Source organism: Aeromonas sp. QDB34 (assembly GCF_027705405.1).
Taxonomy (GTDB): domain Bacteria; phylum Pseudomonadota; class Gammaproteobacteria; order Enterobacterales; family Aeromonadaceae; genus Aeromonas; species Aeromonas hydrophila.
In genome coordinates, this window is sequence record NZ_JAPDBT010000001.1 from 42,080 (window position 1) to 65,022 (window position 22,943).

Consider the following 22,943-nt stretch of genomic DNA (forward strand, 5'->3'; position numbering starts at 1 on the left):
ATTCCCCCCGAGGTGAAAGATGCAAGTATCCGATTTTCATTTTGATCTGCCAGACGAGCTGATTGCCCGCTATCCCATGACGGAACGTACCGCCAGTCGTCTGTTGCAGCTCGATGGTCAAACTGGCGCCCTGCGCCACGGTCAATTTGTGGATGTGCTGGACCAGCTCAACCCCGGCGATCTGCTGGTGTTCAACAACACCCGTGTCATTCCGGCGCGCATGTTTGGCCAGAAGGCCAGCGGCGGCAAGCTGGAGGTGCTGGTGGAGCGGATGCTGGACGAGCACAGCGTGCTGGCCCATGTGCGCTCTTCCAAATCGCCCAAGCCCGGTACCCGGCTCATTCTGGATGGCGGGGCCGACGGCGAGAAAGTCGAAGCCGAGATGCGCGCCCGTCACGATGCCCTGTTCGAGATCCACTTCCTCGATCCGCGCCCCGTGCTGGAGATCCTGGAAGCCATCGGCCACATGCCGCTGCCCCCTTACATCGATCGTCCCGACGAGGATGCCGACAAGGAGCGCTACCAGACCGTCTACAACCAGAAGCCGGGTGCCGTGGCGGCGCCGACTGCCGGCCTGCACTTCGACGAGCCGCTGCTCGAGAAGATCCGTGCCAAGGGGGTAGAAACGGCGTTCGTCACCCTGCACGTCGGGGCGGGCACCTTCCAGCCGGTGCGGGTGGACAAGATTGAAGATCACCACATGCACTCGGAGTATGCCGAAGTGCCGCAGGAGGTGGTGGACGCCATCGCGGCGACTCGCGCCCGCGGTGGCCGGGTGATTGCGGTGGGAACCACCTCGGTGCGATCACTGGAGAGCGCGGCCAAGGTGACCCTGGCTCAGGGCAAGCCGCTGGCGCCGTTCTTCAGCGACACCGACATCTTCATCTTCCCCGGTTACCAGTTCCAGGTGGTCGATGCCATGGTCACCAACTTCCATCTGCCGGAGTCGACCCTGATCATGCTGGTCAGCGCCTTTGCCGGCTACGACAACGTTATGGCGGCCTACCAGGCGGCTGTGGCCGAGCAGTACCGTTTCTTCAGCTACGGGGACGCCATGTTCGTCACCCGTCGCCGGGCGCAGGCATAAGCCACGTCCTTTATACCGGGCCCTCGGGCCCCCTACTGTCAGACTGTTTCTCTGACGCAACGAGGTAGCAATGAAATTTGAACTGAAAACCACTGACGGCCGTGCCCGTCGCGGCCAGCTGGTATTCGAGCGCGGCACCGTGCAGACCCCGGCCTTCATGCCGGTCGGCACCTACGGCACCGTCAAGGGGATGACCCCGGAAGAGGTGCGTGAGACCGGTGCCCAGATCCTGCTCGGCAACACCTTCCACCTCTGGCTGCGGCCGGGGCAGGAAGTGATGCGCGCCCACGGCGATCTGCATGACTTCATGAACTGGCAGGGCCCGATCCTGACCGACTCCGGCGGTTTCCAGGTGTTCAGCCTGGGCCACATCCGCAAGATCACCGAGGCGGGCGTGCACTTCCGTCACCCCATCAATGGCGAGAAGATCTTCCTCGACCCCGAGAAATCCATGGAGATCCAGTACGATCTGGGCTCCGACATCGTGATGATCTTCGATGAGTGCACGCCGTACCCGGCCACTTACGAAGAGGCCCGCAAGTCCATGGAGATGTCCCTGCGCTGGGGCAAGCGTTCGCGCGACAAGTTCGATGCACTCGGCAACAAGAATGCCCTGTTCGGCATCATCCAGGGTTCCGTGTACGAAGATCTGCGGGATGTGTCGCTGGACGGTCTCTTGGAGATCGGCTTCGACGGCTACGCGGTCGGTGGTCTGGCGGTGGGTGAACCGAAAGAGGACATGCATCGCATCCTCGAGCACGTCTGCCCGAAAATCCCGGCCGACAAACCGCGTTACCTGATGGGCGTGGGCAAGCCGGAAGATCTGGTGGAAGGGGTGCGCCGCGGCATCGACATGTTCGACTGCGTGATGCCGACCCGCAACGCCCGCAACGGCCACCTGTTCACCACCGACGGGGTGGTCAAGATCCGCAACGCCAAGTATCGCGAGGACACCAGCACCCTGGATGCCGACTGCGATTGCTACACCTGCAAGAACTACACCCGCAGTTATTTGTACCATCTGGACAAGTGCAACGAGATCCTCGGTGCCCGTCTGAACACCATTCACAACCTGCGTTATTACCAGCGTGTGATGCAGGGTTTGCGGGACGCGATCGAGCAGGGTAAATTAGACGACTTTGTAACTGAGTTTTACCGTCGGCAAGGGAAGCCCGTGCCTCCGTTAGCTGAAAATGACGTGAAATAACAACGATATATAAGCTAGTTTTCAAATCTACATCAATAAGAGGTTGTTAAATGAGCATTATCTCCAAGGCGTATGCAGAAGGCGCAGTTCCGGGTGCACAGGGTGGTGGCATGGAAATGATCATCATGCTGGCTGTATTCGGCCTCATCTTCTACTTCATGATCTATCGCCCCCAGGCCAAGCGCGCCAAAGATCACCGCAACCTGATGAGCTCCCTCTCCAAGGGTGACGAAGTACTCACTTCCGGTGGCCTGGTCGGCAAGATCGCCAAAGTATCCGCCGACAGCGAATACCTCGTGCTGGCCCTGAACGATCAGACCCAGGTCACCATCAAACGTGACTTCGTCTCTGCCGTTCTGCCCAAGGGTTCTATCCAGTCCCTCTAATCTCCCGAGGAGCACAGCGTGTTAAATCGCTATCCGCTGTGGAAATACCTGATGGTGGTCGTGGTGATCGCCATCGGTTTTCTATATGCAGCCCCCAATCTTTACGGCGAAGACCCGGCCTTGCAGATCTCTGCCAGCCGGGGGGCCGAAGTCAAGCTGGACACCCTTGACCTGGTGAAGGAGACGCTCGATGCGGCTCAGATCCCGGTCAAGCATGCGGCGTTCGAGCACGGCTTCATCCTGGTTCGTTTCAAAAATACCGAAGAGCAGCTCAAGGCGCGCGACATCGTCGCCAACAAGCTGGGCGACAACTTCATTACCGCTCTCAACCTGGCTCCCTCCACGCCTGCTTGGCTCGAAGCCATCGGCGCCAATCCGCTCAAGCTGGGTCTAGACCTGCGCGGCGGTGTGCACTTCCTGATGGAAGTGGACATGGCCGAGGCGCTGACCAAGCAGCAAGAGCAGATGGTGCAGGATTTCCGTTCCGAGCTGCGTACCCAGAAGATCCGTTATTCCGGCGTGCGCCGGGCCGGTGATCAGGTACAGGTGCTGTTCCGTGACGAGGCCGATCAGGCCAAGGCCATCTCTCACCTGCGTCGTCAGAACCCGGATCTCACCTTCACCACCGAGCAGAAGGGGGACGAGTTCGTCCTGCTGGCCGGTCTGAGTGAAGCCAAGATCAAGGAAGTGAAGAAGTACGCCCTCGAGCAGAACATCACCATCATCCGCAACCGGGTGAACGAGCTGGGCGTGGCCGAGCCGCTGGTACAACAGCAGGGTGCCGAGCGCATCGTGGTGGAACTGCCCGGTATTCAGGACACCGCCCGTGCCAAGGAGATCCTGGGCGCGACCGCGACCCTGGAATTCCACATGGTCGATGAGACTGCCGACATCCAGGCCGCGGCCGATGGTCGGGTGCCGCCGAGCTCCAAGGTCTACAACGATCGCAACGGACGTCCGGTGGTGCTGCAAAAGCGCATCATCCTGACCGGTGACCACATCGTGGGTGCCCAGTCCGGTTTCGACGAATACAGCCGTCCCCAGGTCAACATCAAGCTTGATGGCCAGGGTGGCAACAAGATGGCCAACTTTACCAAGGACAACGTTGGTAAGGGCATGGCGACCGTGTTCATCGAATACAAGCCGGTCGGTCAGCCGGGTCCGGACGGCAAGCGCAAGTTCCGCAAGCAGGAGGAGGTGATCAACGTCGCCACCATCCAGTCGCGCCTTGGCAGCCAGTTCCGCATCACCGGCATCGACAACGCCAACGAAGCCCACAACCTGGCGCTGCTGCTGCGTGCCGGTGCATTGATCGCCCCGATCCAGATCGTGGAAGAGCGCACCATAGGCCCGAGCCTGGGTCAGCAGAACATCGACAGCGGTATGGAAGCCATCGGCTGGGCCATGCTGGTGATCGTGCTGTTCATGGGGATCTACTACCGTGCGTTCGGCTGGGTGGCCAACATCGCCCTCACCATGAACCTGGTGCTGATCGTCGGTATCATGTCGATGATCCCGGGGGCCACCATGACCCTGCCGGGCATTGCCGGTATCGTCTTGACACTGGGCATGGCGGTGGATGCCAACGTGCTGATCTACGAGCGTATTCGTGAAGAGATCCGCAATGGTCGTGGGGTGCAGCAGGCCATCCATCTGGGCTTTGATCGGGCATTCTCGACCATCGCCGACTCCAACGTCACCTCGCTCATCACCTGTGTGATCCTGTTCGGTATCGGTACCGGCGCCATCAAGGGCTTCGCCCTGACGCTGGGGATTGGTCTGAGTGCTTCCATGTTTACCGCCATCACGGTCTCCCGCGCCATCATCAACCTGGCCTGGGGTGGACGGCGCCTCGACAAGCTGCCGATCTAAGGAAGAGACATGTTTCAGATTCTACATTTTGAAAAGCCCATTCCCTTCATGCGCTATGCTAGGCCGGGTGTGGTCTTCTCTACCCTGCTGATGGTGATCTCCCTGTTCTTCCTGTTCGATCGGGGCCTGAACTGGGGTCTGGACTTCACCGGTGGTACCACCATCGAGGTGGGTTTCCAGCAGTCGGTGAGCCTGGACAAGGTGCACCAGGTGCTGGACGAGCAGAAGATAGAAGGGGCGACCCTGCAACACTTCGGCTCCAGCCGTGACGTCCTGTTCCGCCTGACCCCGAAAGAGGGGGTCAAGGTGGAGCAGCAGGGTAACGAGGTGCTGGCGGCGGCCAAGCTGATCGATCCTGCGGCCGTGCTCAAGCGCGTCGAGTTCGTCGGTCCCTCCGTGGGCGACGAGCTGGCGACCGACGGTGCGCTGGCCATGCTGGCCTCCATCATCTGTATCCTGATCTACGTGGCGGTGCGCTTCGAATGGCGTCTGGCCATGGGGGGCATTCTCTCCCTGGTGCACGACGTGGTGATCACCCTCGGCGTCTTTGCCTACTTCCAGTACGAGTTCGACCTGACCGTGCTGGCGGCATTGATGACCCTGGTGGGTTACTCCCTGAACGACACTATTGTGGTGTTCGACCGGTTGCGGGAGAACTTTCGCAAGGTGCGCAAGGGGGATACCGAGTACATCCTGGATCTCTCCATGACCGAGACCCTGAGCCGGACCATCATCACCTCGGGGTTGACCTTCGTGGTGGTGCTGGCGCTGCTGCTCAAGGGCGGTCCGCTGATCCACGGTTTCTCGGTGGCCATGGTGATCGGTGTCGCCTTCGGTACCTACTCCTCCATCTATGTGGCGAGCTCGTTCGCCATGTTCTTCGGGGTCAAGCGGGAGCACATGCTGCCGACCCAGGTGGAAAAAGAGGGGGCGGATCAGCAAGAGATCCTGCCGTAAATGACAAGGGCGCCGCGAGGCGCCCTTTCTCTTATCGTCCGGGTGAGTCATTATGACGGTTTCACCCACGGCTGTTGGCCAACAGGCAAGGAGCAAGCCATGCAACACAATCCTCGTTTTCTGGCACTGGTAGAGGCCATTCGTCCCCATGTGCAGGAGACCGATGTGCACCAGATCAAACGCTGGCAGGATGAGGGGCGCACCTTTCACCTGGTCGACGTGCGGGAAGAGAGCGAGTGGGCCAGGGGCCATCTGCCGGGGGCGACCTACCTCGGTCGTGGCGTGATCGAGCGGGACATCGAGACCCGTTATCCGGATCCCGACACCGAGCTCTACCTCTATTGTGGTGGGGGATTTCGCTCCATTCTGGTGGCGGAGAACTTGCAGAAGATGGGCTACGGTCGGGTGGTCAGCGTCGATGGTGGCTTTCGGGGCTGGTGTGATGCCGGATACCCTGTCGAATCCTGATTTATTTGAGGGAGAGAGGCTCAGCCACATGACAAAGTGTCGGCTGACCTTTACCATATGCCGGGTCAAGCGTAAGCGTCGGAGTGTTCATTGAACGTCAGGAAAGGGATTGGATACCTCCTTGGTATCCTGTTGCTGCTCCCCATGTGGGGTTGCAGCAGTAGCAGTCAGGTTGAAGCGCCTCAAGTTCCCAAGCCGCAACCCGCTTCACTGGTATTGGCGACCCCCCTGCAGGTCTCTTACCAGAGCGAGTTGGCGTTGGCGCGACTCGGGCAGATGCTCAGCGAGATGGAATTGACCACGGAGCAACGGGCTGAACTGTTTTATGAGCGTGCTGTCGTGTTTGACCGGGTAGGCTTGCGCTCCCTGGCGCGGCTGGATTTCAACCGCGCTCTGCGGGAGAAGCCGGATTTCGCCGAAGCCTATAACTTCATCGGTGTCTATCTGGTGCAGCAGCAGAATTATGACGAGGCCTACGAGGCATTTGATTCCGCCCTCGAGCTGGCTCCCGATTATGACTATGCCTACCTGAACCGTGGCATTGCGCTCTATTACGGCAATCGTCCCGAGCTGGCCGCGGCCGATATGAAGCGCTTCTACGAGGCGCAGCCGGAAGATCCCTACCGGGTGATCTGGCTCTATCTGGCCGAACAGAAGCTCAATGCACCGGCCGCCATGAGCCGGATGCGCGAGCGGCTCAACAAGTACGATGACGATGCCTGGAACTGGGATCTGGTGCGCCTCTATACCGGCGAACTCAATGCCACCCAGTTGATGGGCAATGTGGTGAAAGGGGTGAAGGACAACCGGGAGCTCGCCGAGCGCCTGTGCGAAACCTACTTCTACCTCGGCAAGTTTGAACTGGCCAAGGGCAACCGCAAGGAAGCCATCAGCTACTTCAAGCTGGCGCTCGCCAACAACGTGTATGACTTCATCGAGCACAGATATGCCCTGCTCGAACTGGAGCTGATGGCGCGCAAACCCCTGCCGCCCGGTGCCCAGAGTGCCCAGGGCAAGAGCAGCAAGCAGGCATCCTGAGCTTGCCCTGTTGCCGGTTTGAATGATGTAGAAAAGGCCTCATTGCGAGGCCTTTTTGCTGTCCGGGTGTGATGCTAGGGTGTGAGTTACCCCCGTCAGATGGTACACCGCCGGCTCATTGGGCCAGCATCATGCCGGGGATCTGGCGCCAGTAGCCGTTGCAGTCGCGCTCCTGCTGCAGGGGCAGGGGAGCCTGCCCTTGTTCATTGGCCTTGAAGCGCTCCAGCATCATCAGGGTGTCCAGCCCCTCGGGGGAGAGGCGCACCACATCCACCAGACCTTCCATCCCGGCCAGATCGTTGCCCAGGTTATAGCAATAACCGGACTGGGTCTGGATGCCGTTGAGGTTGAACACCTTCTGCCCCTCGCGGCTGCTGGCGAGCCGGCCGGTGGGGTAGTCGATGCAGGCCAGTTCGCAGTTGTCCTTGGGCCGGTCGAGGGAGCGGGCGGTGAAGCAGCGCGCCGAGTAGGCGAGCGGCAGGTGGCCGTAGGCGAACACCTCCACCTCGAACTGCTGGCGGGCACTGCCCAGATCCTGATTGAGCTGCACCAGCCAGTCGCGGGATAGCTCCACCGGCATCACCCAGCGCTGCATCCCCTGTTTGAGCAGCATGCGCAGCACGTCGGCGTTGTAGGCGTTGATGGCGGGGCCGCAGACGAACGGCAGCCCGGCTTCACTGGCGAGCTGGACCGCTCCCAGATCGTTGGCCTCGATCATCAGCTCGCCGTTGTCGACCAGCCGCTTGACCTCCTTGAGCTCGGAGGGGGCGGAGATGAGCGCCAGCGTGGAGAGCACCGCCTGCTTGCCCGAGCCGGCCACCTGACGGGCGAGGGCAATCCAGTCGTCCACTTTCAGTTCACGGCGCTTGCTGCAGACGGTTTCCCCCAGATAGACGATGTCGGCCTGGCTGGCTGCGGCCGCCTGATAGAAGCTCTGGATGTCGGCCTTGGGCCAGTAGAAGAGCAGGGGGCCGAGAGAGAATTTCATGAACAGGGCTCCTTATTGCCACTGGCGATGATAGGCACCGAGGGTGGTCTGACTCCCCTCGGAGACGCGGGCGAGCTGGGCATCCCACTCGGCCTTGACCTGATAGGCTTCCGGATTGGCCTGATAGGCGTCGATGGCGGCGCGCCAGACCCGGGTGACCTGCTCCACATAGGCGGGGCTGCGTTGGCGTCCTTCAATCTTGACCGACTGGATACCGGTCTGGAACAGCTCGGGCAACAGGCCAAGGGTATTGAGGCTGGTGGGCTCCTCCAGCGCGTGGTAGGTCTGGCCATCCACCTCGAAGCGGCCCTTGCACAGGGTCGGGTAGCCGGCGTTTTCCCCGGGGCCGTAACGGTCGATCAGCACCTCGTTGAGGCGAGACTCGAGGCCGCTCGGGGTCTCCTCCCAGCGCACGAACTTGGCCGGTGAGCAGGCGCCGACGGTATTGGGGCTCTCGCCGGTCATGTAGGAGGAGAGGTAGCAGCGCCCCTCCGCCATGATGCAGAGGCTGCCGAAGGCGAACACCTCGAGGCCGACGTCAGTCTCGCGGGCCAGCTGCCTCACCTGATGCATGGAGAGGACGCGCGGCAACACCACCCGACCGACGTTGAAGTGCTGTTGGTAGAAACGGATGGCGGCGGCGTTGGTGGCACTGGCCTGCACCGAGACGTGCAGTTCCAGATCCGGGTAGCGGCGGCTGGCATAGTCGAGCACGGCGAGGTCGGCGATGATCAGGGCATCGGCACCCAGTGCGGCGCCCTTGTCCACCGCCTGCTGCCAGCGGGCATCGGAGCCCGGGTGGGCGAAGGTGTTGATGGCGATGTGGAGTTTGCGGCCATGCTGGTGCACATAGTCGGCCGCTTTCTCCAGCTTGCTGTCGGTGAAGTTGAGCCCGGCGAAATGGCGGGCGTTGGTGTCATCCTTGAAGCCGATATAGACCGCATCGGCCCCGTTATCCACGGCTGTTTTCAGTGCCGGCAAACTGCCTGCCGGACAGAGTAATTCCATCGGGTACGCTCCGAGAGGGCAAAAATCCAAAAGTGGCCCGATTGTATTCACCGGCGTCCTTCCACTTTTTGACCTGAGGCAGCTTTGTGTGGCTTTACCCTTCTTGAGGTAAGTGGGCACAAGTTTGATTTCCAACAGGATCATGGCTGCGGCCCTGTGCTTGAATGCGCAAAAAACTGGGAGTTTATCGTGTTTCAACAACTGCAACGTCGCCTGGTCGAACAGGCTCCCCGCATTCTGCGCCATCCTCTCAAACTGGTGCCATTTTCCTTGCAGCAGAGCCTGATGGAGCGCCTGCTGGCCAGCGTGTTCAAAGAGGCCATCGCAGATGGCGACTTTGAATTTCTGGCGGGCAAGTGGCTTAAGGTAGAAGTCTCGGATCTGGAGCTCTGCTGGTTCATCAGCGAGCAGGATGGCAAGCTGGTGGTGGCTCGTCACTGCGAGCAGGCCGATGTCTGTTTCAGCGGCACCACCAACGACCTCATCCTGATTGCCGGACGCAAGGAAGATCCCGACTCTCTCTTCTTCCAGCGCAAGCTGAAGATTGAAGGGAACACCGAGCTGGGGCTGGAGGTGAAAAACCTGATGGACAGCCTGGATCTGGACGGTTTGCCAAGCCTGGTGCGTTATCCCTTGCTGGATCTCGCCACCTTCATCGAACGGGCGAAGGCGGGATCAGCGCAAGAGGCGCACTCTGCGCCGGCGGGTGGGGTTGCGCCTCAGTTGTGAGACCAGCCCATCGGCATGGTGGCGGTAGTGATTGCGAGCCCACAGGCAGCGACAGGCCCACAGACAGGGAAGCAGTGCCAGCAGGGCGCCGGCGTTGGGAAGGCGCGAGAGCAGCAGACCCAGCGCCAGCCAGATGAACGGCTGGGCTTCGTAGAGCCACTCCGGCTGGAACCAGCGTTTGGTCGGGAAGATGACCAGATCGGTGCGCCGATAGCTGGATCGCATCATCCAGACGGTGGCGCCAGCGACAAACAGCAAGGTACCCGCCAGCCAGAGCAGCGGGGAGTAGCTGAGCAGGATGATGCCGACCGCCACCAGCAGATAGCAGACCGGCAACCTCTCATAAAGCCAGCGTGGGCACATGTTGCCTCCACTTTTCACCTTCCCATCCTTCAAGTCTAGCCAGTCAGCACACCCGCCTCATACCGCTTTGTTCTGCAAAACGGCGTCATTGTTGTGAATTGGCGCGCCATTTACGGTGCCAAAATAGCGATTGGCTATGTTACAATTGCGCGCCATTTTTGACTGAAGATTGACTGGGCATGTTGGATCAGATTCGTATCGTGTTGGTAAACACTTCTCACACCGGCAACATGGGCTCTGCGGCGCGCGCCATGAAGACCATGGGCTTGAGCCAGATGGTACTGGTTGATCCGCAAGCACAGCCCGATGACAACGCCTATGCGCTGGCCGCCGGTGCCAGCGATCTGCTGGCCAATGCCCGTATCGTGTCGACCCTGGATGAAGCCATAGCGGATTGTGGTCTGGTCATCGGTACCAGTGCCCGCTCCCGAACCCTGAGCTGGCCCATGCTGGACCCCCGCGAAGCGGGCGAGAAGCTGGTAACCGAGGGGATGCAGCATCCGGTGGCGCTGGTATTTGGCCGTGAACGCACCGGCCTGACCAACGACGAGCTGCAAAAGTGCCATTACCATGTGGCCATTCCGGCCAATCCGGAGTACAGCTCCCTCAACCTGGCCATGGCGGTGCAGACCCTCTGCTATGAGGTGCGAATGCACTGGCTGCAGCAGGAACAGGTCGGCGAGAGCGACATGGCGGTGGACTATCCCAGCGCCGAGCAGCTGGAAGGCTTCTATCAGCACCTGGAGCAGACGCTGCTCAAGACCGGCTTCATCGCCGACGATCATCCGGGACAGGTCATGAGCAAGCTGCGCCGTCTGTTCAACCGGGCTCGTCCGGAAGCGGTGGAACTCAATATCTTGCGCGGCATTTTGACCTCGGTGCAAAAACCGAGACCGCAGGATTAAACCCGACTGGATTACTCAACCATATACTTGACTGATTTAGTCGGGTATGTGACCATATGCCCATATTGATTGGTTCGCAAAACGGTAAGGCATATGAGACTGACCTCAAAAGGACGTTACGCTGTGACTGCCATGCTCGACGTGGCGTTGCATGCTGAGCAGGGGCCCGTGCCCCTGGCTGATATTTCGGAGCGCCAGGGCATCTCCTTGTCCTATCTGGAGCAGCTGTTTGCCCGCCTGCGCAAGCATGGCCTGGTGAGCAGCGTGCGTGGCCCGGGCGGCGGTTATCGCCTCGGCCTGGCGCCGAATGCCATCTCGGTCGGTCAGGTGATCACCGCGGTCGACGAATCGGTGGATGCCACCAAGTGCCTCGGCAAGGGCGGCTGCCACGGCGGCACCCAGTGCCTCACTCACTCCCTGTGGCGTGACCTGAGCGAGCGGATCTCCAGCTTCCTGGGGGACATCACCCTGGCCGAGCTGGTTGATCAGGCCGATGTGCGCCGGATTGCCGGCAAGCAAGATGAACAAATGAAAACCGTGTTGTCCCTGGTAGATCGGGCAGAACGCGGCGATGTGAGCTTGAAAGTCCAACTATAAACAAACGTGCTTTCCACAGCTGGTCGATGTATGACCCTGGCTGTAACGGAGAAAAACATGAAACTGCCTATTTACCTTGATTATTCGGCAACCTGTCCGGTGGACCCGCGTGTCGCAGAAAAAATGATGCAGTGTCTCACCATGGATGGCCTGTTCGGCAATCCAGCTTCCCGTTCCCACCGCTTTGGCTGGCAAGCCGAAGAGGCGGTCGATCTGGCCCGTAATCAAGTGGCAGAGCTGATCGGTGCCGACCCGCGCGAGATCGTCTTCACCTCCGGTGCGACTGAATCCAACAACCTCGCCATCAAGGGCGTCGCCCATTTCTACGCCGGCAAGGGCAAGCACATCGTTACCTCCAAGACCGAACACAAGGCGGTACTGGATACCTGTCGCCAGCTGGAGCGCGAAGGCTATGAGGTAACCTACCTCGAGCCGATGCCCAATGGCCTGTTCACCCTGGAACAGATCGAAGGCGCCCTGCGTGATGACACCATCCTGGTCAGCATCATGCACGTCAACAACGAGATCGGCGTGGTGCAGAACATTGCCGCCATTGGCGAGCTGTGCCGCTCCCGCAAGATCCTGCTGCACGTGGATGCGGTACAGAGCGTGGGCAAGATCCCGGTCGACGTGGAAGCGCTCAAGGTTGACTTGCTCTCCATGTCCGCCCACAAGGTATACGGCCCGAAAGGCATTGGTGCCCTCTACGTGCGTCGCAAGCCGCGTGTGCGCCTGGAAGCCCAGATGCACGGTGGTGGCCACGAGCGCGGCATGCGTTCCGGCACCCTGCCGACTCACCAGATTGTCGGCATGGGCGAAGCCTTCCGCATCGCCAAGGAAGATATGGTGAGCGAAGGTCAGCGCATCATGGCCCTGCGTCAGCGTCTGTGGGACGGCATCAAGGATATCGAAGAGGTCTACATCAACGGTGACCTGGAACAGCGTGTGCCGGGCAACCTCAACGTCAGCTTCGCCTATGTGGAAGGGGAATCCCTCATCATGGCGCTGAAGGATCTGGCTGTCTCTTCCGGTTCTGCCTGTACCTCGGCCAGCCTGGAGCCATCCTACGTGCTGCGCGCACTGGGCCTGAACGACGAGCTGGCGCACAGCTCCATCCGTTTCAGCATGGGTCGCTTCACCACCGAGGAAGAGATTGATTACGCAATCAAGCTTATCCGTGACTCCATCGGTCGTCTGCGCGAGATGTCTCCCCTGTGGGAGATGTACAAGGACGGCGTCGATCTGAACACGGTCGAATGGGCTCATCACTGATCCGCGGGATCGGTGTTCAACGGAATTAGCAGGAGTTAGATATGGCTTACAGTGAAAAAGTAATCGACCACTACGAGAACCCCCGTAACGTAGGCGGCTTCGACAAGAACGATCCCAGCATCGCTACCGGCATGGTCGGTGCACCGGCCTGTGGTGACGTGATGAAGCTGCAACTCAAGATCAGCGACGATGGCATCATCGAAGATGCCAAGTTCAAGACCTACGGTTGTGGTTCCGCCATTGCCTCCAGCTCCCTGGTGACCGAGTGGGTCAAGGGCAAGACCCTGGATGAAGCGGCCGGTATCAAGAACACCGACATCGCCGAAGAGCTGGCGCTGCCACCGGTGAAGATCCACTGCTCCATTCTGGCCGAGGATGCCATCAAGGCCGCCATCGCCGATTACAAGCAGAAGAAAGGTCTCTAAGGTCAGGAGCGCAGTATGGCCATTACCATGACAGATGCCGCCGCGGCACGGGTTTCCTCGTTTCTGACCAACCGGGGCAAGGGCATCGGCCTGCGCCTCGGCGTCAAGACCACCGGCTGCTCGGGTCTTGCCTATGTGCTCGAGTTCGTCGATGAGCTGGCAGATGAAGATCAGGTATTCGAGCAGGACGGGGTCAAGATCATCGTCGATGCCAAGAGTCTGATCCACCTGGATGGCACCGAACTGGATTTCGTCAAGGAGGGCCTCAACGAGGGCTTCCAGTTCAACAACCCCAACGCCAAGGGCGAGTGTGGTTGCGGCGAAAGCTTCAGTGTCTGAGATGTGTGCAACACATGATCGCTTGTCCGTTGAACTGGTCGGCCACGGCCGGTTCAACCATGCCGCTTCGCCCACCTGAGCGCGAGCGGCATGGGGGCAGCATCAGTGTCTAAGAGGTCTGCATGAATTATTTCGAGCTGTTTGGGCTGGTTGAAGGCTTCGAGCTCGATACCCGTCAGCTGGCAGAGACCTACCGCCAGTTGCAAACCCAGTTTCATCCCGATCGTTTTGCCACCGCCCCCGAGCGGGAGCAGCTGGCTGCGGTGCAACGTGCCGCCCAGATCAACGATGCCTTCACTACCCTCAAGGCGCCCCTGCGCCGAGCCGAGTACCTGCTCTCCCTGCGTGGCACCGAACTTCGTGGCGAGCAACAAACGTTGCAAGATACCGCGTTTCTGATGCAGCAACTGGAGTGGCGCGAGCGGCTGGCCGACCTGAAAGGGGAGACTGACCCTGAGCGTGCCATCAAGGATTTTCGCCAGGAGATCAGGCATGATCACCAGTTGTTGATGCAGCAGCTGACCCAGGCCCTCGCCACAGGCGAGGATCCGCGAGCGGCTGATTGTGTTCGCAAACTCAAGTTTGTCGACAAGCTCCTCGAGGAGCTGGAACGATTCGAAGACTCGCTGTTCGAGTCTTGATCCTTTAACGCTGGAAGTTTGATTACCCATGGCATTACTGCAAATCGCCGAGCCCGGCCAGAGCGCCGCACCTCATCAGCACAAACGTGCCGTTGGCATCGATCTTGGCACTACCAACTCGCTGGTCGCCGCCGTGCGCAGCGGTCAGGCCGATACCCTCTGCGACGAGCAGGGGCGTGATCTGCTGCCCTCCGTCGTGCATTACCAGGCTGACACCATCCGGGTCGGCGTCGATGCCAAGCGCGAGGCCGCCCTCGACCCGCACAACACCATCGTTTCCGCCAAGCGGATGATGGGCAAGGCGCTGGTTGACATCGATACCCGCCAGCAACCCTATCAATTCGTGGCGGCCGACAACGGCATGCCGCAGCTGCAGACCCGTCAAGGGCTGGTCAACCCGGTTCAGGTCTCGGCCGAGATCCTCAAGAAACTGGCCGAGCGGGGCGCTGCCGCCCTCGGTGGCGATCTCGACGGCGTGGTCATTACCGTGCCCGCCTATTTCGATGACGCCCAGCGCCAGGGCACCAAGGATGCGGCCCGGCTGGCCGGTCTGCACGTGCTGCGCCTGCTCAACGAACCGACCGCCGCCGCCATCGCCTATGGCCTCGACTCCGGTCAGGAAGGGGTGATCGCCGTTTATGACCTGGGTGGCGGCACCTTCGATATCTCCATCCTGCGCCTGCATCGCGGGGTGTTTGAAGTGATGGCCACCGGTGGCGATTCGGCCCTGGGCGGCGATGACTTCGATCACCTGCTGGCAGACTGGTTGAAAGAACAAGCCGGTTTGACCGGCGAGCTGGATGCCCGTCTGCAGCGCGAGCTGCTAGATGTGGCCGCCGCCGTCAAACACGGTCTGACCGACGCCGACGCCGTTCCCTGCACCTTTGCCGGCTGGCAAGGCACCGTCACCCGCCGCCAGTTTGACCAGCTGATCCAGCCGCTGGTCAAGCGCACCCTGCTGGCTTGCCGCCGCGCCCTGCGCGATGCGGGGCTCGAGCAGGAGGAGGTACTGGAAGTGGTGATGGTCGGTGGTTCGACCCGGGTGCCGCTGGTGCGCGAGCTGGTGGGCGAGTTCTTCCAGCGTCCGCCCTTGACCAGCATCGATCCCGACAAGGTGGTGGCCATTGGTGCCGCCATCCAGGCCGACATCCTGGTGGGCAACAAGCCCGACGCCGAGATGCTGCTGCTGGACGTGATCCCGCTCTCCCTGGGTCTTGAGACCATGGGCGGTCTCGCCGAGAAGGTGATCCCGCGCAATACCACCATTCCGGTGGCCCGTGCCCAGGAGTTCACCACCTTCAAGGATGGCCAGACCGCGATGGCGATCCACGTGGTGCAGGGCGAGCGCGAGCTGGTGGCCGATTGCCGCTCCCTGGCCCGCTTCACCCTGACCGGCATTCCGCCCATGGCGGCCGGCGCCGCCCACATTCGCGTCACCTTCCAGGTGGATGCGGACGGTCTGCTGTCGGTCAGCGCCATGGAGAAATCCTCCGGCGTGCAGGCCGAGATCCAGGTCAAGCCCTCCTATGGACTGGGTGAGGATGACATCCTCAACATGCTGAGCGCCTCCATCGCCAATGCCCAGCAGGACATGGACGCCCGCATGCTGGCGGAGCAGCAGGTCGAGGCCGACCGGGTGGTCGAGAGTCTCAACGCCGCGCTGGCTGCCGATGGCGAGGCTTTATTGAGCCCCGCCGAGCGGGCCGAGCTGGATGCCGCCATCGCCCATCTGCTGACCATGCGCAGCACGGGCACCACCAACCAGATCAAAGAGGCCATCGAGGCGGCGGATGCTGCCAGTGGCGAATTTGCAGCCCGCCGGATGGATGCCTCCATCCGCAAGGTGCTGACCGGACAAAACGTCAACAAGGTGTAATATGCCAAAACTGATTATTCTGCCCCATCCCGAGCTTTGTCCGGACGGCGCGGCCCTCGAAGGCGCGACCGGTGAAACCATTCTGGACATCGCGCTGCGCAACGGCATCGAGATCGAGCATGCCTGCGAGAAGTCCTGTGCCTGTACCACCTGCCACTGCGTGGTGCGTGAAGGCTTCGACTCCCTCGAGCCGAGCGACGAGCTGGAAGACGACATGCTGGACAAGGCGTGGGGGCTGGAGCCGGAATCCCGTCTCAGCTGCCAGGCCAGACTGGCGGACGAGGATCTGGTGGTGGAACTGCCCAAGTACACCCTGAATCTGGCGTCTGAGCGCCACTGATGACCCCTTAATTACACATGAGTGAATTGCGCGTGCAGCATCTCGTGGTGCAGTAATGATATGGTGAAGGCCGTGACCCTTGAGGGAGCGGCCTTTTTTGTGCCCGTGATTTCCCTATTCGTTGATGAAAGTGCCAATAAAAAGGAAGCAAGAGAACATGGCTGACATGATGAACGTACGGTTGTCTTCCCAGGCTGCTGCCGCCCACTGGGGCGAGGGTGCCCTGCTCAGTTTCAACGGAGACGAAGCCCATCTCCATCTGGGCTGCGGCCAGGAGAAGGAGGCGCTGCGCGCCATCCAGCGCGCTGCCAGACGCCTCGAGGCGAGCGGCATCAAGCGCGTCAAGCTGGTGGGTGAGGGCTGGAATGGGGAGCGTCGCTACGCCTTTGCCCAAGGCTTCTATGCCGCCAAGGGGGTTCGCGAGCTCGATTTCGGCGAGCAAAGCGATCAGGAGGCTGCCGAGCTGGCGACTTTGCTCAAAGCGACCCGCTGGGTGCGCGAGGTGACCAACGGGTGCCCGCAGGAGATCTACCCCATGAGCCTGGCGGAATCCGCCCTGCTGCTCATCCGCAGTCTCGCCGGTGACAAGGTGACTGCCCGCATTACCGCCGGGGAGGCGCTGCAGGAGGCCGGTCACATCGGGATCTGGTCGGTGGGCCGCGGCAGCGAGCGCGAGCCGGTGCTGCTGGAGCTCGACTACAACCCGACCGGGGATGCCAATGCCCCCGTGCTGGCGGCGCTGGTGGGCAAGGGGATCACTTTCGATTCCGGCGGCTACTCCATGAAGTCTTCCGACAACATGCTGCCGATGAAGTCCGATATGGGCGGCGCCGCCATGGTGACCGGTGCGCTGGCGCTGGCCATCAGCCGCGGCCTGAACAAGCGGGTGAAACTGATCCTATGCTGTGCCGAGAACCTGGTCTCCGGCCATGCCTTCAAGCTCGGCGACATCCTCACCTATCGCAACGGCATCTCGGTCGAGATCCAGAACACCGACGCGGAAGGCCGCCTGGTACTGGCTGACGGCCTGCTGGCCGCGAGCGAAAGCGGGGCTGCCTACATCCTCGACGCCGCTACCCTGACCGGTGCTGCCAAGACCGCGCTGGGCCGCGACTACAACGCCGTGTTTGCCCTCGATGAGGCCGAGCAGGCCCGCGCGCTGGCAGCCGCCAAAGCCGAAAACGAGCAAGCCTGGGTGCTGCCGCTGGAGCCCTGGCACGCGGGTCAGCTCACCTCCGCCTTTGCCGAGTTGGGCAACGTGGCGTCCGCCGAAGGCACCGCCGGTGCCACCACCGCGGCGGCCTTCCTGTCGCGCTTTGTGCGTGACGAAGGCAAGGGCTGGGTGCACCTGGACCTGGCTGCTTCCTATCAAAAATCGGGCAATGATCTGTGGGCGACCGGTGCCAAGGGTCACGGTCTGCGTACCATCGCTCGTTGGTTGCAGGAGGTGAGCGCATGAACGTCTGGTTGAGCCGAGAGTTTGCACCGGCCGAGTGGGGGGAGGGGGCGCTGCTCTCCCACCGCGCCGACGGCATGGTGATCCATCTGGTGACCGCCAGCCCCTTGCTGGATATCCAGCAGGCGGCACGGCGTCTGTGCAGTCAGGGGATCCAGCAGGTGGTGCTGGCCGGTCACTGGGAGCGCGAGCAGCAGTGGGCCTTTGCCCAAGGGCTGCAGACCCCCAAGGTGGAGGTCGAACTGCAGTGGGCCACTTCATCCGAGGAGGATCGAGAGGAGCTGGAGGCGCGCTGGCTGTGCGGGCGCTGGGTGCGGGAGATGACCAATGCCACGCCGGAACAGCTGGGGCCGCTGGAGCTGGCGGTTGAAGCTGCCGCCTTCATCACCGAGCTGGCGCCGGACCGGATCAGTCATCGCATCCTCAAGGGCGAAGCCTTGCAGCAGGCGGGCTGGGTCGGTCTCTACCAGGTCGGCCGTGGCAGCGAGCGCGAGCCCGTGCTGTTGGAGCTGGACTTCAACCCGAGCAAGGATCCCAAAGCCCCGGTGGCGGCAGCGCTGGTGGGCAAGGGCATCACCTTCGACTCTGGCGGCTACTCCATGAAGACCTCTCAGGGCATGCTGACCATGAAGCACGACATGGGCGGTGCCGCCATCGTCACCGGCGCCCTGGCGCTGGCCATTCTGCGTGGCCTCGACAAGCGGGTGAAGCTCATCCTCTGCTGCGCCGAGAACCTGGTCTCCGGCCACGCCTACAAGCTGGGTGACATCCTCACCTACAAGAACGGCACCACGGTGGAGATCGTCAACACCGACGCCGAGGGGCGACTGGTGCTGGCCGACGGCCTGCAGCTGGCCGGGGATTCCGGCGCCCCGCTGGTCATCGACGCCGCGACCCTCACCGGGGCGGCGGTGATGGCGCTGGGGGGGCGTTACAACGCCCTGTTCGGGCTGGACAAGGGGCTGGTGAGCCGCGCCATGGGTTATGCGGATGCCGAACAGGAACCCGCCTGGCCGCTGCCGCTGGAACCCTGGCATCGCCAGCAGTGCCCGTCCCACTATGCCGACACCGCCAACAGCCGGCCCGTGCCTGGTGGCGGTCCGGGTGGTGCCTCCAACGCGGCGGGCTTCCTCTCCCGCTTCGTCGCCAATGAGGGGCAGGGCTGGCTGCACGTCGATCTCGCCGCCTGTTTCAGCGAGAACGGCGACAACCTGTGGGCACCGGGGGCCAACACCCTGGGGATGCGCACCATCGCCCACACCCTGATGGCGGAGGTCCGCTGACCGACAACGACAAGGGCACCTGCGGGTGCCCTTTCGACAGGGGGAGGGTGAGCAATAGCCTGGGTTTCAGGGGGTTAACACGACTATCGTGCACAAGCGCACATTTTTTCCTGCCAGCCTGGGCCAAGATGAGTGGTGATGTTGTTTTAGGGAAGAATTTGTTTAATAAAAAGTTGCTTTTCTGTGTGTTGTTTCGCTTTTTGTTTACGTATAATCGCCGCCGAACATGGATTCTAACAATAAATCTCTGTAGTTAAGGAAAGATCTCAATGGCCATCGAACGTACCTTCTCCATCATCAAGCCGGATGCCGTCAGCAAGAACCTGATCGGTGCCATCTACAACCGTTTCGAGAGCGCTGGCCTGAAAGTCATCGCCGCAAAAATGCTGCACATGAGCAGCGAGCAAGCCGCCGGTTTCTATGCCGAGCACCAGGGCAAGCCTTTCTATGACGGTCTGGTCAGCTTCATGACCTCCGGCCCCGTCATGATCCAGGTGCTGGAAGGCGAAGAGGCCATCCGTCGTCACCGTGAAATCATGGGCGCCACCAACCCGAAAGAGGCCCTGGCCGGTACCCTGCGCGCCTGCTTCGCCGAGAGCATCGACCGCAACGCCGTGCACGGCTCCGATGCACCGGCCTCCGCTGCCCGTGAAATCGCCTATTTCTTCTCCGACGCCGAGATCTGCCCGCGCGGCTGATTTCTGTCGAAAGAACCCCAAGGGAGCCTCGGCTCCCTTTTGTTTTTTGGTCATTCAGTCAATATCCACTTATTCTCCAGGTGGAAAGGCGGACCCATAATTTGTACAATGCCGCCCCCTGACGTAGGTCAGCCGATAATTTATGAAGTGTGTGAGCTGAGGCCCTTGATGAGCGAAACAAAAACCAACCTGCTGGATCTTGATCGGGATGCCATGCGTGCCTTCTTCGTCGAACTGGGCGAGAAGCCGTTTCGGGCAGATCAGGTGATGAAGTGGATCTATCACTTTGGTTGTGATGATTTCGATCAGATGAACAACGTCAACAAGGTGCTGCGCGAGCGCCTCAAGGCGATCGCCGAGATCCGGGCGCCGGAAGTGAGCCGCGAACAGCGCTCCTCCGACGGCACCATCAAGTGGGCGCTGCAGGTTGGCGGTCAGGAGGTGGAGACCGTCTACATTCCGGAAGAGGATCGGGCGACCCTGTGCGTCTCCTCCCAGGTAGGCTGCGCCCTGGAGTGCAAGTTCTGCTCTACCGCCCAGCAAGGCTTCAACCGCAACCTGAAAGTCTCCGAGATCATCGGCCAGGTATGGCGCGCCGCCAAGATCGTCGGCGGCAAGCGTCCCATCACCAACGTGGTGATGATGGGGATGGGCGAGCCGCTGCTCAACCTCGCCAACGTGGTACCGGCCATGCGCCTGATGATGGACGACTTCGGCTACGGCATCTCCAAGCGCCGGGTGACCATCTCCACCTCCGGCGTGGTGCCGGCGCTGGACATGCTGGGCGACCAGATTGACGTGGCCCTGGCCATCTCTCTGCACGCTCCTAACGACAAGCTGCGCTCCGAGATCATGCCGATCAACGACAAGTACAACATCGAGGAGTTCCTCGCCGGTGTTCGTCGCTACCTCGGCAAGTCCAACGCCAACGGCGGCCGGGTGACCGTGGAATATGTGCTGCTCGATCATATCAATGACGACATGCAGCACGCCCACGAGCTGGCCAAGGTGCTCAAGGATACCCCGAGCAAGATCAACCTGATCCCGTTCAACCCCTTCCCGGGCAACCCCTACGGCAAGCCGAGCAACAGCCGTATCGACCGTTTTTCCAAGGTCTTGATGGAGTACGGCTTCACCGTCATCGTGCGCAAGACCCGTGGCGACGACATCGATGCGGCCTGTGGCCAGCTGGTGGGGGAGGTGATCGATCGCACCAAGCGCACCATGAAAAATCGGATGCAACAGGATGGGATTTCCGTCAAAATGGTTTAACTTGCTAAGCCATTGTATAGTCAGGGAATGGATACACGTACATTGATCGTAGTGGCAGCGCTCTGCGCGCTGCCCGGCTGTGTTACCGAGACCACTTACGCTGGCCAGAATTCCACCCAGCGTGAAGTGGGGCCCGATCTCAAGGCGGCAGCCCAGACCCGTCTGGATTTGGGTATTCAATATCTGCAACAGGGCAACGCCGAGCAGGCCAAGTTCAATCTTGACCGCGCGCTGCAGTATGACCCTGCCAACCCTCAGGTTTACATCGGTTTTGCCTACTTCTACCAGCAGGTGGAGGATTTCAAGGCGGCCGAAGAGAGCTACAAGAAAGCCCTTGCCATGGATCCGTCCAATGCTGACGCGATGAACAACTATGGCGCCTTCCTTTGCAATCGTGGTCGCTTCGACGAGGCGGAAAAGGCCTTCCTGCAGGCCGTCAGCCAGCCCAACTACATCAAGATTGCCGATACCTATGAAAACGCGGCACTTTGCGCCGCGCAAAATCGCAGAAATGATAAAGCAAGCGAGTATTATCGCTTGGCCTTGGGGTATAATCCCCGCAATCCAAGGTTATTGCTGGACATGGCTGAGCTTTCCATGAAAGATGGCAAGCTGCCTGATGTGCAGGCCTATCTCGCCCGTTTTGCTGATGTGTCAGACGAGAACGAGAACAGTCTCTGGTTGAGATTGCGGCTGGCGCAGGCCATGGACAAACCAGCATTACTTCACCAATTCGGGACTGAGCTGGTAAGGCAATATCCCACTTCGCAACAAGCCAAGCGTTACTTAGCCAATGACTACTGAACAGCCACACGATTTTCAAGACGACTCCCAGGCAGTTGGCCCAGGCCAGCTGCTGCGCAACGCCCGTGAACAGCTCGGCTGGACGCGAGAACAGGTTGCGTCTCGCATTCACCTTCGTCTGACCCTGATTGCCGCGATCGAATCGGATACGTATGACAAGCATACGTCCCATACCTTCATTCGCGGCTATCTGCGTACTTATGCCAAGCTGGTCGGTATCCCGGAAGAGACCATCCTCGCGGCTTATGACAAGCTGGGGCTGACGCCCCCCGACAACATCGACATGCAGAGCTTCTCTCGTCGCTCCCGTCAGCAGGCCAACGACAGCCGCCTCAAGGTTGTCACCTGGCTGGTGATCCTGGTGCTGATCGCGCTCTCCGTCGCTTGGTGGTGGCAGAGCACGGCGCGTCGCTCCGCCGGTGACGAGGCCCTGGCCGCGACTGAAATGGGCGCAACCAGCAACACCCCGAGCGCCACCGTGCCGCCGGCGGTGGACGTGGCTGACCCTGTGGTTGCTCCGGCAACTTCCGCTGCGGCCGCGACCTCGGTTGACCCCGTGGCGAGCGCCGCCGTGACCACGATGCCGGTCGATGCCAGCAGCGCCGTGGCGACCACGGCTGTTGCGACCTCTGCCGCCACTGCCACGCAACCGGCTGCCGACACCGCCGCGAGCGAGCCGGCCAAGGTGCCCCAGCTGAAGATGAGCTTCACCGCCGACTGCTGGCTGGATGTCAAGGATGCCAAGGGCAAGACCCTGTTCAGCGGCCTCAAGAAGGCCAATGACGAACTGGTACTGGAAGGACCCGAGCCGCTCAAATTCATCATTGGTGCGCCCATGGCCGTCAATATCGAATATCAGGGCAAGTCCATCGACATGAGCCGTTACAACAACGGCCGGACTGCTCGCCTCTCACTGCCGCAGGAGTAATCTG

General features: G+C 61.0%; 25 protein-coding genes. 22 read left to right on the plus strand and 3 right to left on the minus strand.

The window, feature by feature from the left end:
- Positions 1-19: 19 nt before the first annotated feature.
- The 7 genes from queA to nlpI all read left to right on the plus strand — a co-directional run bounded on the left by queA (position 20) and on the right by nlpI (position 7,015).
- A complete protein-coding gene (queA, locus tag OKC29_RS00210; protein WP_016350388.1) occupies positions 20-1,087 on the plus strand; it encodes a tRNA preQ1(34) S-adenosylmethionine ribosyltransferase-isomerase QueA in 1,068 nt (355 codons plus the stop codon).
- A gap of 70 nt (positions 1,088-1,157) precedes the next feature.
- Positions 1,158-2,294: a tRNA guanosine(34) transglycosylase Tgt gene (tgt, locus tag OKC29_RS00215; protein ID WP_010634306.1), complete on the plus strand. Its 1,137-nt coding sequence runs from the start codon at positions 1,158-1,160 to the stop codon at positions 2,292-2,294.
- 50 nt (positions 2,295-2,344) lie between these two features.
- A complete protein-coding gene (yajC, locus tag OKC29_RS00220; protein WP_011705624.1) occupies positions 2,345-2,680 on the plus strand; it encodes a preprotein translocase subunit YajC in 336 nt (111 codons plus the stop codon).
- 18 nt (positions 2,681-2,698) lie between these two features.
- A complete protein-coding gene (gene secD / locus OKC29_RS00225) occupies positions 2,699-4,552 on the plus strand; it encodes a protein translocase subunit SecD (RefSeq protein WP_011705625.1) in 1,854 nt (617 codons plus the stop codon).
- Between the two features lie 9 nt (positions 4,553-4,561).
- Positions 4,562-5,509: a protein translocase subunit SecF gene (gene secF, locus OKC29_RS00230; protein WP_016350392.1), complete on the plus strand. Its 948-nt coding sequence runs from the start codon at positions 4,562-4,564 to the stop codon at positions 5,507-5,509.
- Positions 5,510-5,608: 99 nt separating this feature from the next.
- On the plus strand, positions 5,609-5,977 hold the full coding sequence (locus tag OKC29_RS00235) for a rhodanese-like domain-containing protein (RefSeq protein WP_017410225.1): 369 nt from the start codon (positions 5,609-5,611) through the stop codon (positions 5,975-5,977).
- A 90-nt stretch (positions 5,978-6,067) separates the two neighbouring features.
- Entirely contained in the window at positions 6,068-7,015 is a 948-nt protein-coding gene (gene nlpI, locus OKC29_RS00240; RefSeq protein WP_280940144.1) for a lipoprotein NlpI, read from the plus strand.
- Positions 7,016-7,130: 115 nt separating this feature from the next.
- On the opposite strand, the gene OKC29_RS00245 is transcribed toward nlpI, so the two are convergent.
- Positions 7,131-8,003, minus strand: coding sequence for a U32 family peptidase (locus tag OKC29_RS00245; protein WP_073349787.1), 873 nt, complete (start codon positions 8,001-8,003; stop codon positions 7,131-7,133).
- 12 nt (positions 8,004-8,015) lie between these two features.
- Complete coding sequence (gene ubiU / locus OKC29_RS00250; RefSeq protein WP_073349790.1) at positions 8,016-9,011, minus strand: ubiquinone anaerobic biosynthesis protein UbiU; 996 nt, start codon at positions 9,009-9,011, stop codon at positions 8,016-8,018.
- 189 nt (positions 9,012-9,200) lie between these two features.
- Here ubiU and ubiT point away from each other — a divergent pair, with 189 nt between their 5' ends.
- Positions 9,201-9,740: a ubiquinone anaerobic biosynthesis accessory factor UbiT gene (gene ubiT / locus OKC29_RS00255; protein ID WP_039214938.1), complete on the plus strand. Its 540-nt coding sequence runs from the start codon at positions 9,201-9,203 to the stop codon at positions 9,738-9,740.
- On the opposite strand, the gene OKC29_RS00260 is transcribed toward ubiT, so the two are convergent.
- A complete protein-coding gene (locus OKC29_RS00260; RefSeq protein WP_073349792.1) occupies positions 9,687-10,103 on the minus strand; it encodes a hypothetical protein in 417 nt (138 codons plus the stop codon). The two genes, ubiT and OKC29_RS00260, sit on opposite strands and share 54 nt — an antisense overlap.
- 179 nt (positions 10,104-10,282) lie before the next feature.
- Here OKC29_RS00260 and trmJ point away from each other — a divergent pair, with 179 nt between their 5' ends.
- The 14 genes from trmJ to rodZ all read left to right on the plus strand — a co-directional run bounded on the left by trmJ (position 10,283) and on the right by rodZ (position 22,939).
- Positions 10,283-11,008, plus strand: a complete 726-nt coding sequence (gene trmJ, locus OKC29_RS00265) for a tRNA (cytosine(32)/uridine(32)-2'-O)-methyltransferase TrmJ (RefSeq protein ID WP_073349794.1) — start codon at positions 10,283-10,285, stop codon at positions 11,006-11,008.
- Between the two features lie 93 nt (positions 11,009-11,101).
- Positions 11,102-11,605: a Fe-S cluster assembly transcriptional regulator IscR gene (gene iscR / locus OKC29_RS00270; RefSeq protein WP_011705634.1), complete on the plus strand. Its 504-nt coding sequence runs from the start codon at positions 11,102-11,104 to the stop codon at positions 11,603-11,605.
- 57 nt (positions 11,606-11,662) lie between these two features.
- Entirely contained in the window at positions 11,663-12,877 is a 1,215-nt protein-coding gene (locus tag OKC29_RS00275; protein WP_073349795.1) for an IscS subfamily cysteine desulfurase, read from the plus strand.
- A gap of 41 nt (positions 12,878-12,918) precedes the next feature.
- Positions 12,919-13,302, plus strand: coding sequence for a Fe-S cluster assembly scaffold IscU (gene iscU, locus OKC29_RS00280; protein ID WP_005299770.1), 384 nt, complete (start codon positions 12,919-12,921; stop codon positions 13,300-13,302).
- Positions 13,303-13,317: 15 nt separating this feature from the next.
- Entirely contained in the window at positions 13,318-13,641 is a 324-nt protein-coding gene (iscA, locus tag OKC29_RS00285) for an iron-sulfur cluster assembly protein IscA (RefSeq protein WP_011705636.1), read from the plus strand.
- A 122-nt stretch (positions 13,642-13,763) separates the two neighbouring features.
- Positions 13,764-14,282, plus strand: a complete 519-nt coding sequence (gene hscB, locus OKC29_RS00290; protein WP_016350399.1) for a co-chaperone HscB — start codon at positions 13,764-13,766, stop codon at positions 14,280-14,282.
- Between the two features lie 28 nt (positions 14,283-14,310).
- The gene (hscA, locus tag OKC29_RS00295; protein WP_073349797.1) at positions 14,311-16,158 is read left to right on the plus strand and encodes a Fe-S protein assembly chaperone HscA; all 1,848 of its coding nucleotides are present in this window, start codon (positions 14,311-14,313) and stop codon (positions 16,156-16,158) included.
- Position 16,159: 1 nt separating this feature from the next.
- Positions 16,160-16,498 (plus strand): ISC system 2Fe-2S type ferredoxin, encoded by a 339-nt coding sequence (gene fdx / locus OKC29_RS00300; RefSeq protein WP_005299781.1) that lies wholly within the window; start codon positions 16,160-16,162, stop codon positions 16,496-16,498.
- A 157-nt stretch (positions 16,499-16,655) separates the two neighbouring features.
- Entirely contained in the window at positions 16,656-17,957 is a 1,302-nt protein-coding gene (gene pepB / locus OKC29_RS00305) for an aminopeptidase PepB (RefSeq protein WP_073349799.1), read from the plus strand.
- A complete protein-coding gene (pepB, locus tag OKC29_RS00310) occupies positions 17,954-19,237 on the plus strand; it encodes an aminopeptidase PepB (protein WP_073349801.1) in 1,284 nt (427 codons plus the stop codon). The genes pepB (OKC29_RS00305) and pepB (OKC29_RS00310) overlap by 4 nt, the downstream gene beginning before the upstream one ends.
- Positions 19,238-19,506: 269 nt before the next feature.
- Positions 19,507-19,935 (plus strand): nucleoside-diphosphate kinase, encoded by a 429-nt coding sequence (gene ndk / locus OKC29_RS00315; RefSeq protein ID WP_011705641.1) that lies wholly within the window; start codon positions 19,507-19,509, stop codon positions 19,933-19,935.
- Positions 19,936-20,103: 168 nt separating this feature from the next.
- Positions 20,104-21,207, plus strand: coding sequence for a bifunctional tRNA (adenosine(37)-C2)-methyltransferase TrmG/ribosomal RNA large subunit methyltransferase RlmN (locus OKC29_RS00320; protein WP_011705642.1), 1,104 nt, complete (start codon positions 20,104-20,106; stop codon positions 21,205-21,207).
- Between the two features lie 12 nt (positions 21,208-21,219).
- On the plus strand, positions 21,220-22,011 hold the full coding sequence (tapF, locus tag OKC29_RS00325; RefSeq protein ID WP_073349803.1) for a PilW family type IVa pilus biogenesis/stability lipoprotein TapF: 792 nt from the start codon (positions 21,220-21,222) through the stop codon (positions 22,009-22,011).
- The gene (gene rodZ, locus OKC29_RS00330; RefSeq protein WP_073349805.1) at positions 22,001-22,939 is read left to right on the plus strand and encodes a cytoskeleton protein RodZ; all 939 of its coding nucleotides are present in this window, start codon (positions 22,001-22,003) and stop codon (positions 22,937-22,939) included. Before tapF ends, rodZ begins: the two co-directional genes overlap by 11 nt.
- The last annotated feature ends 4 nt before the right edge of the window (positions 22,940-22,943 follow it).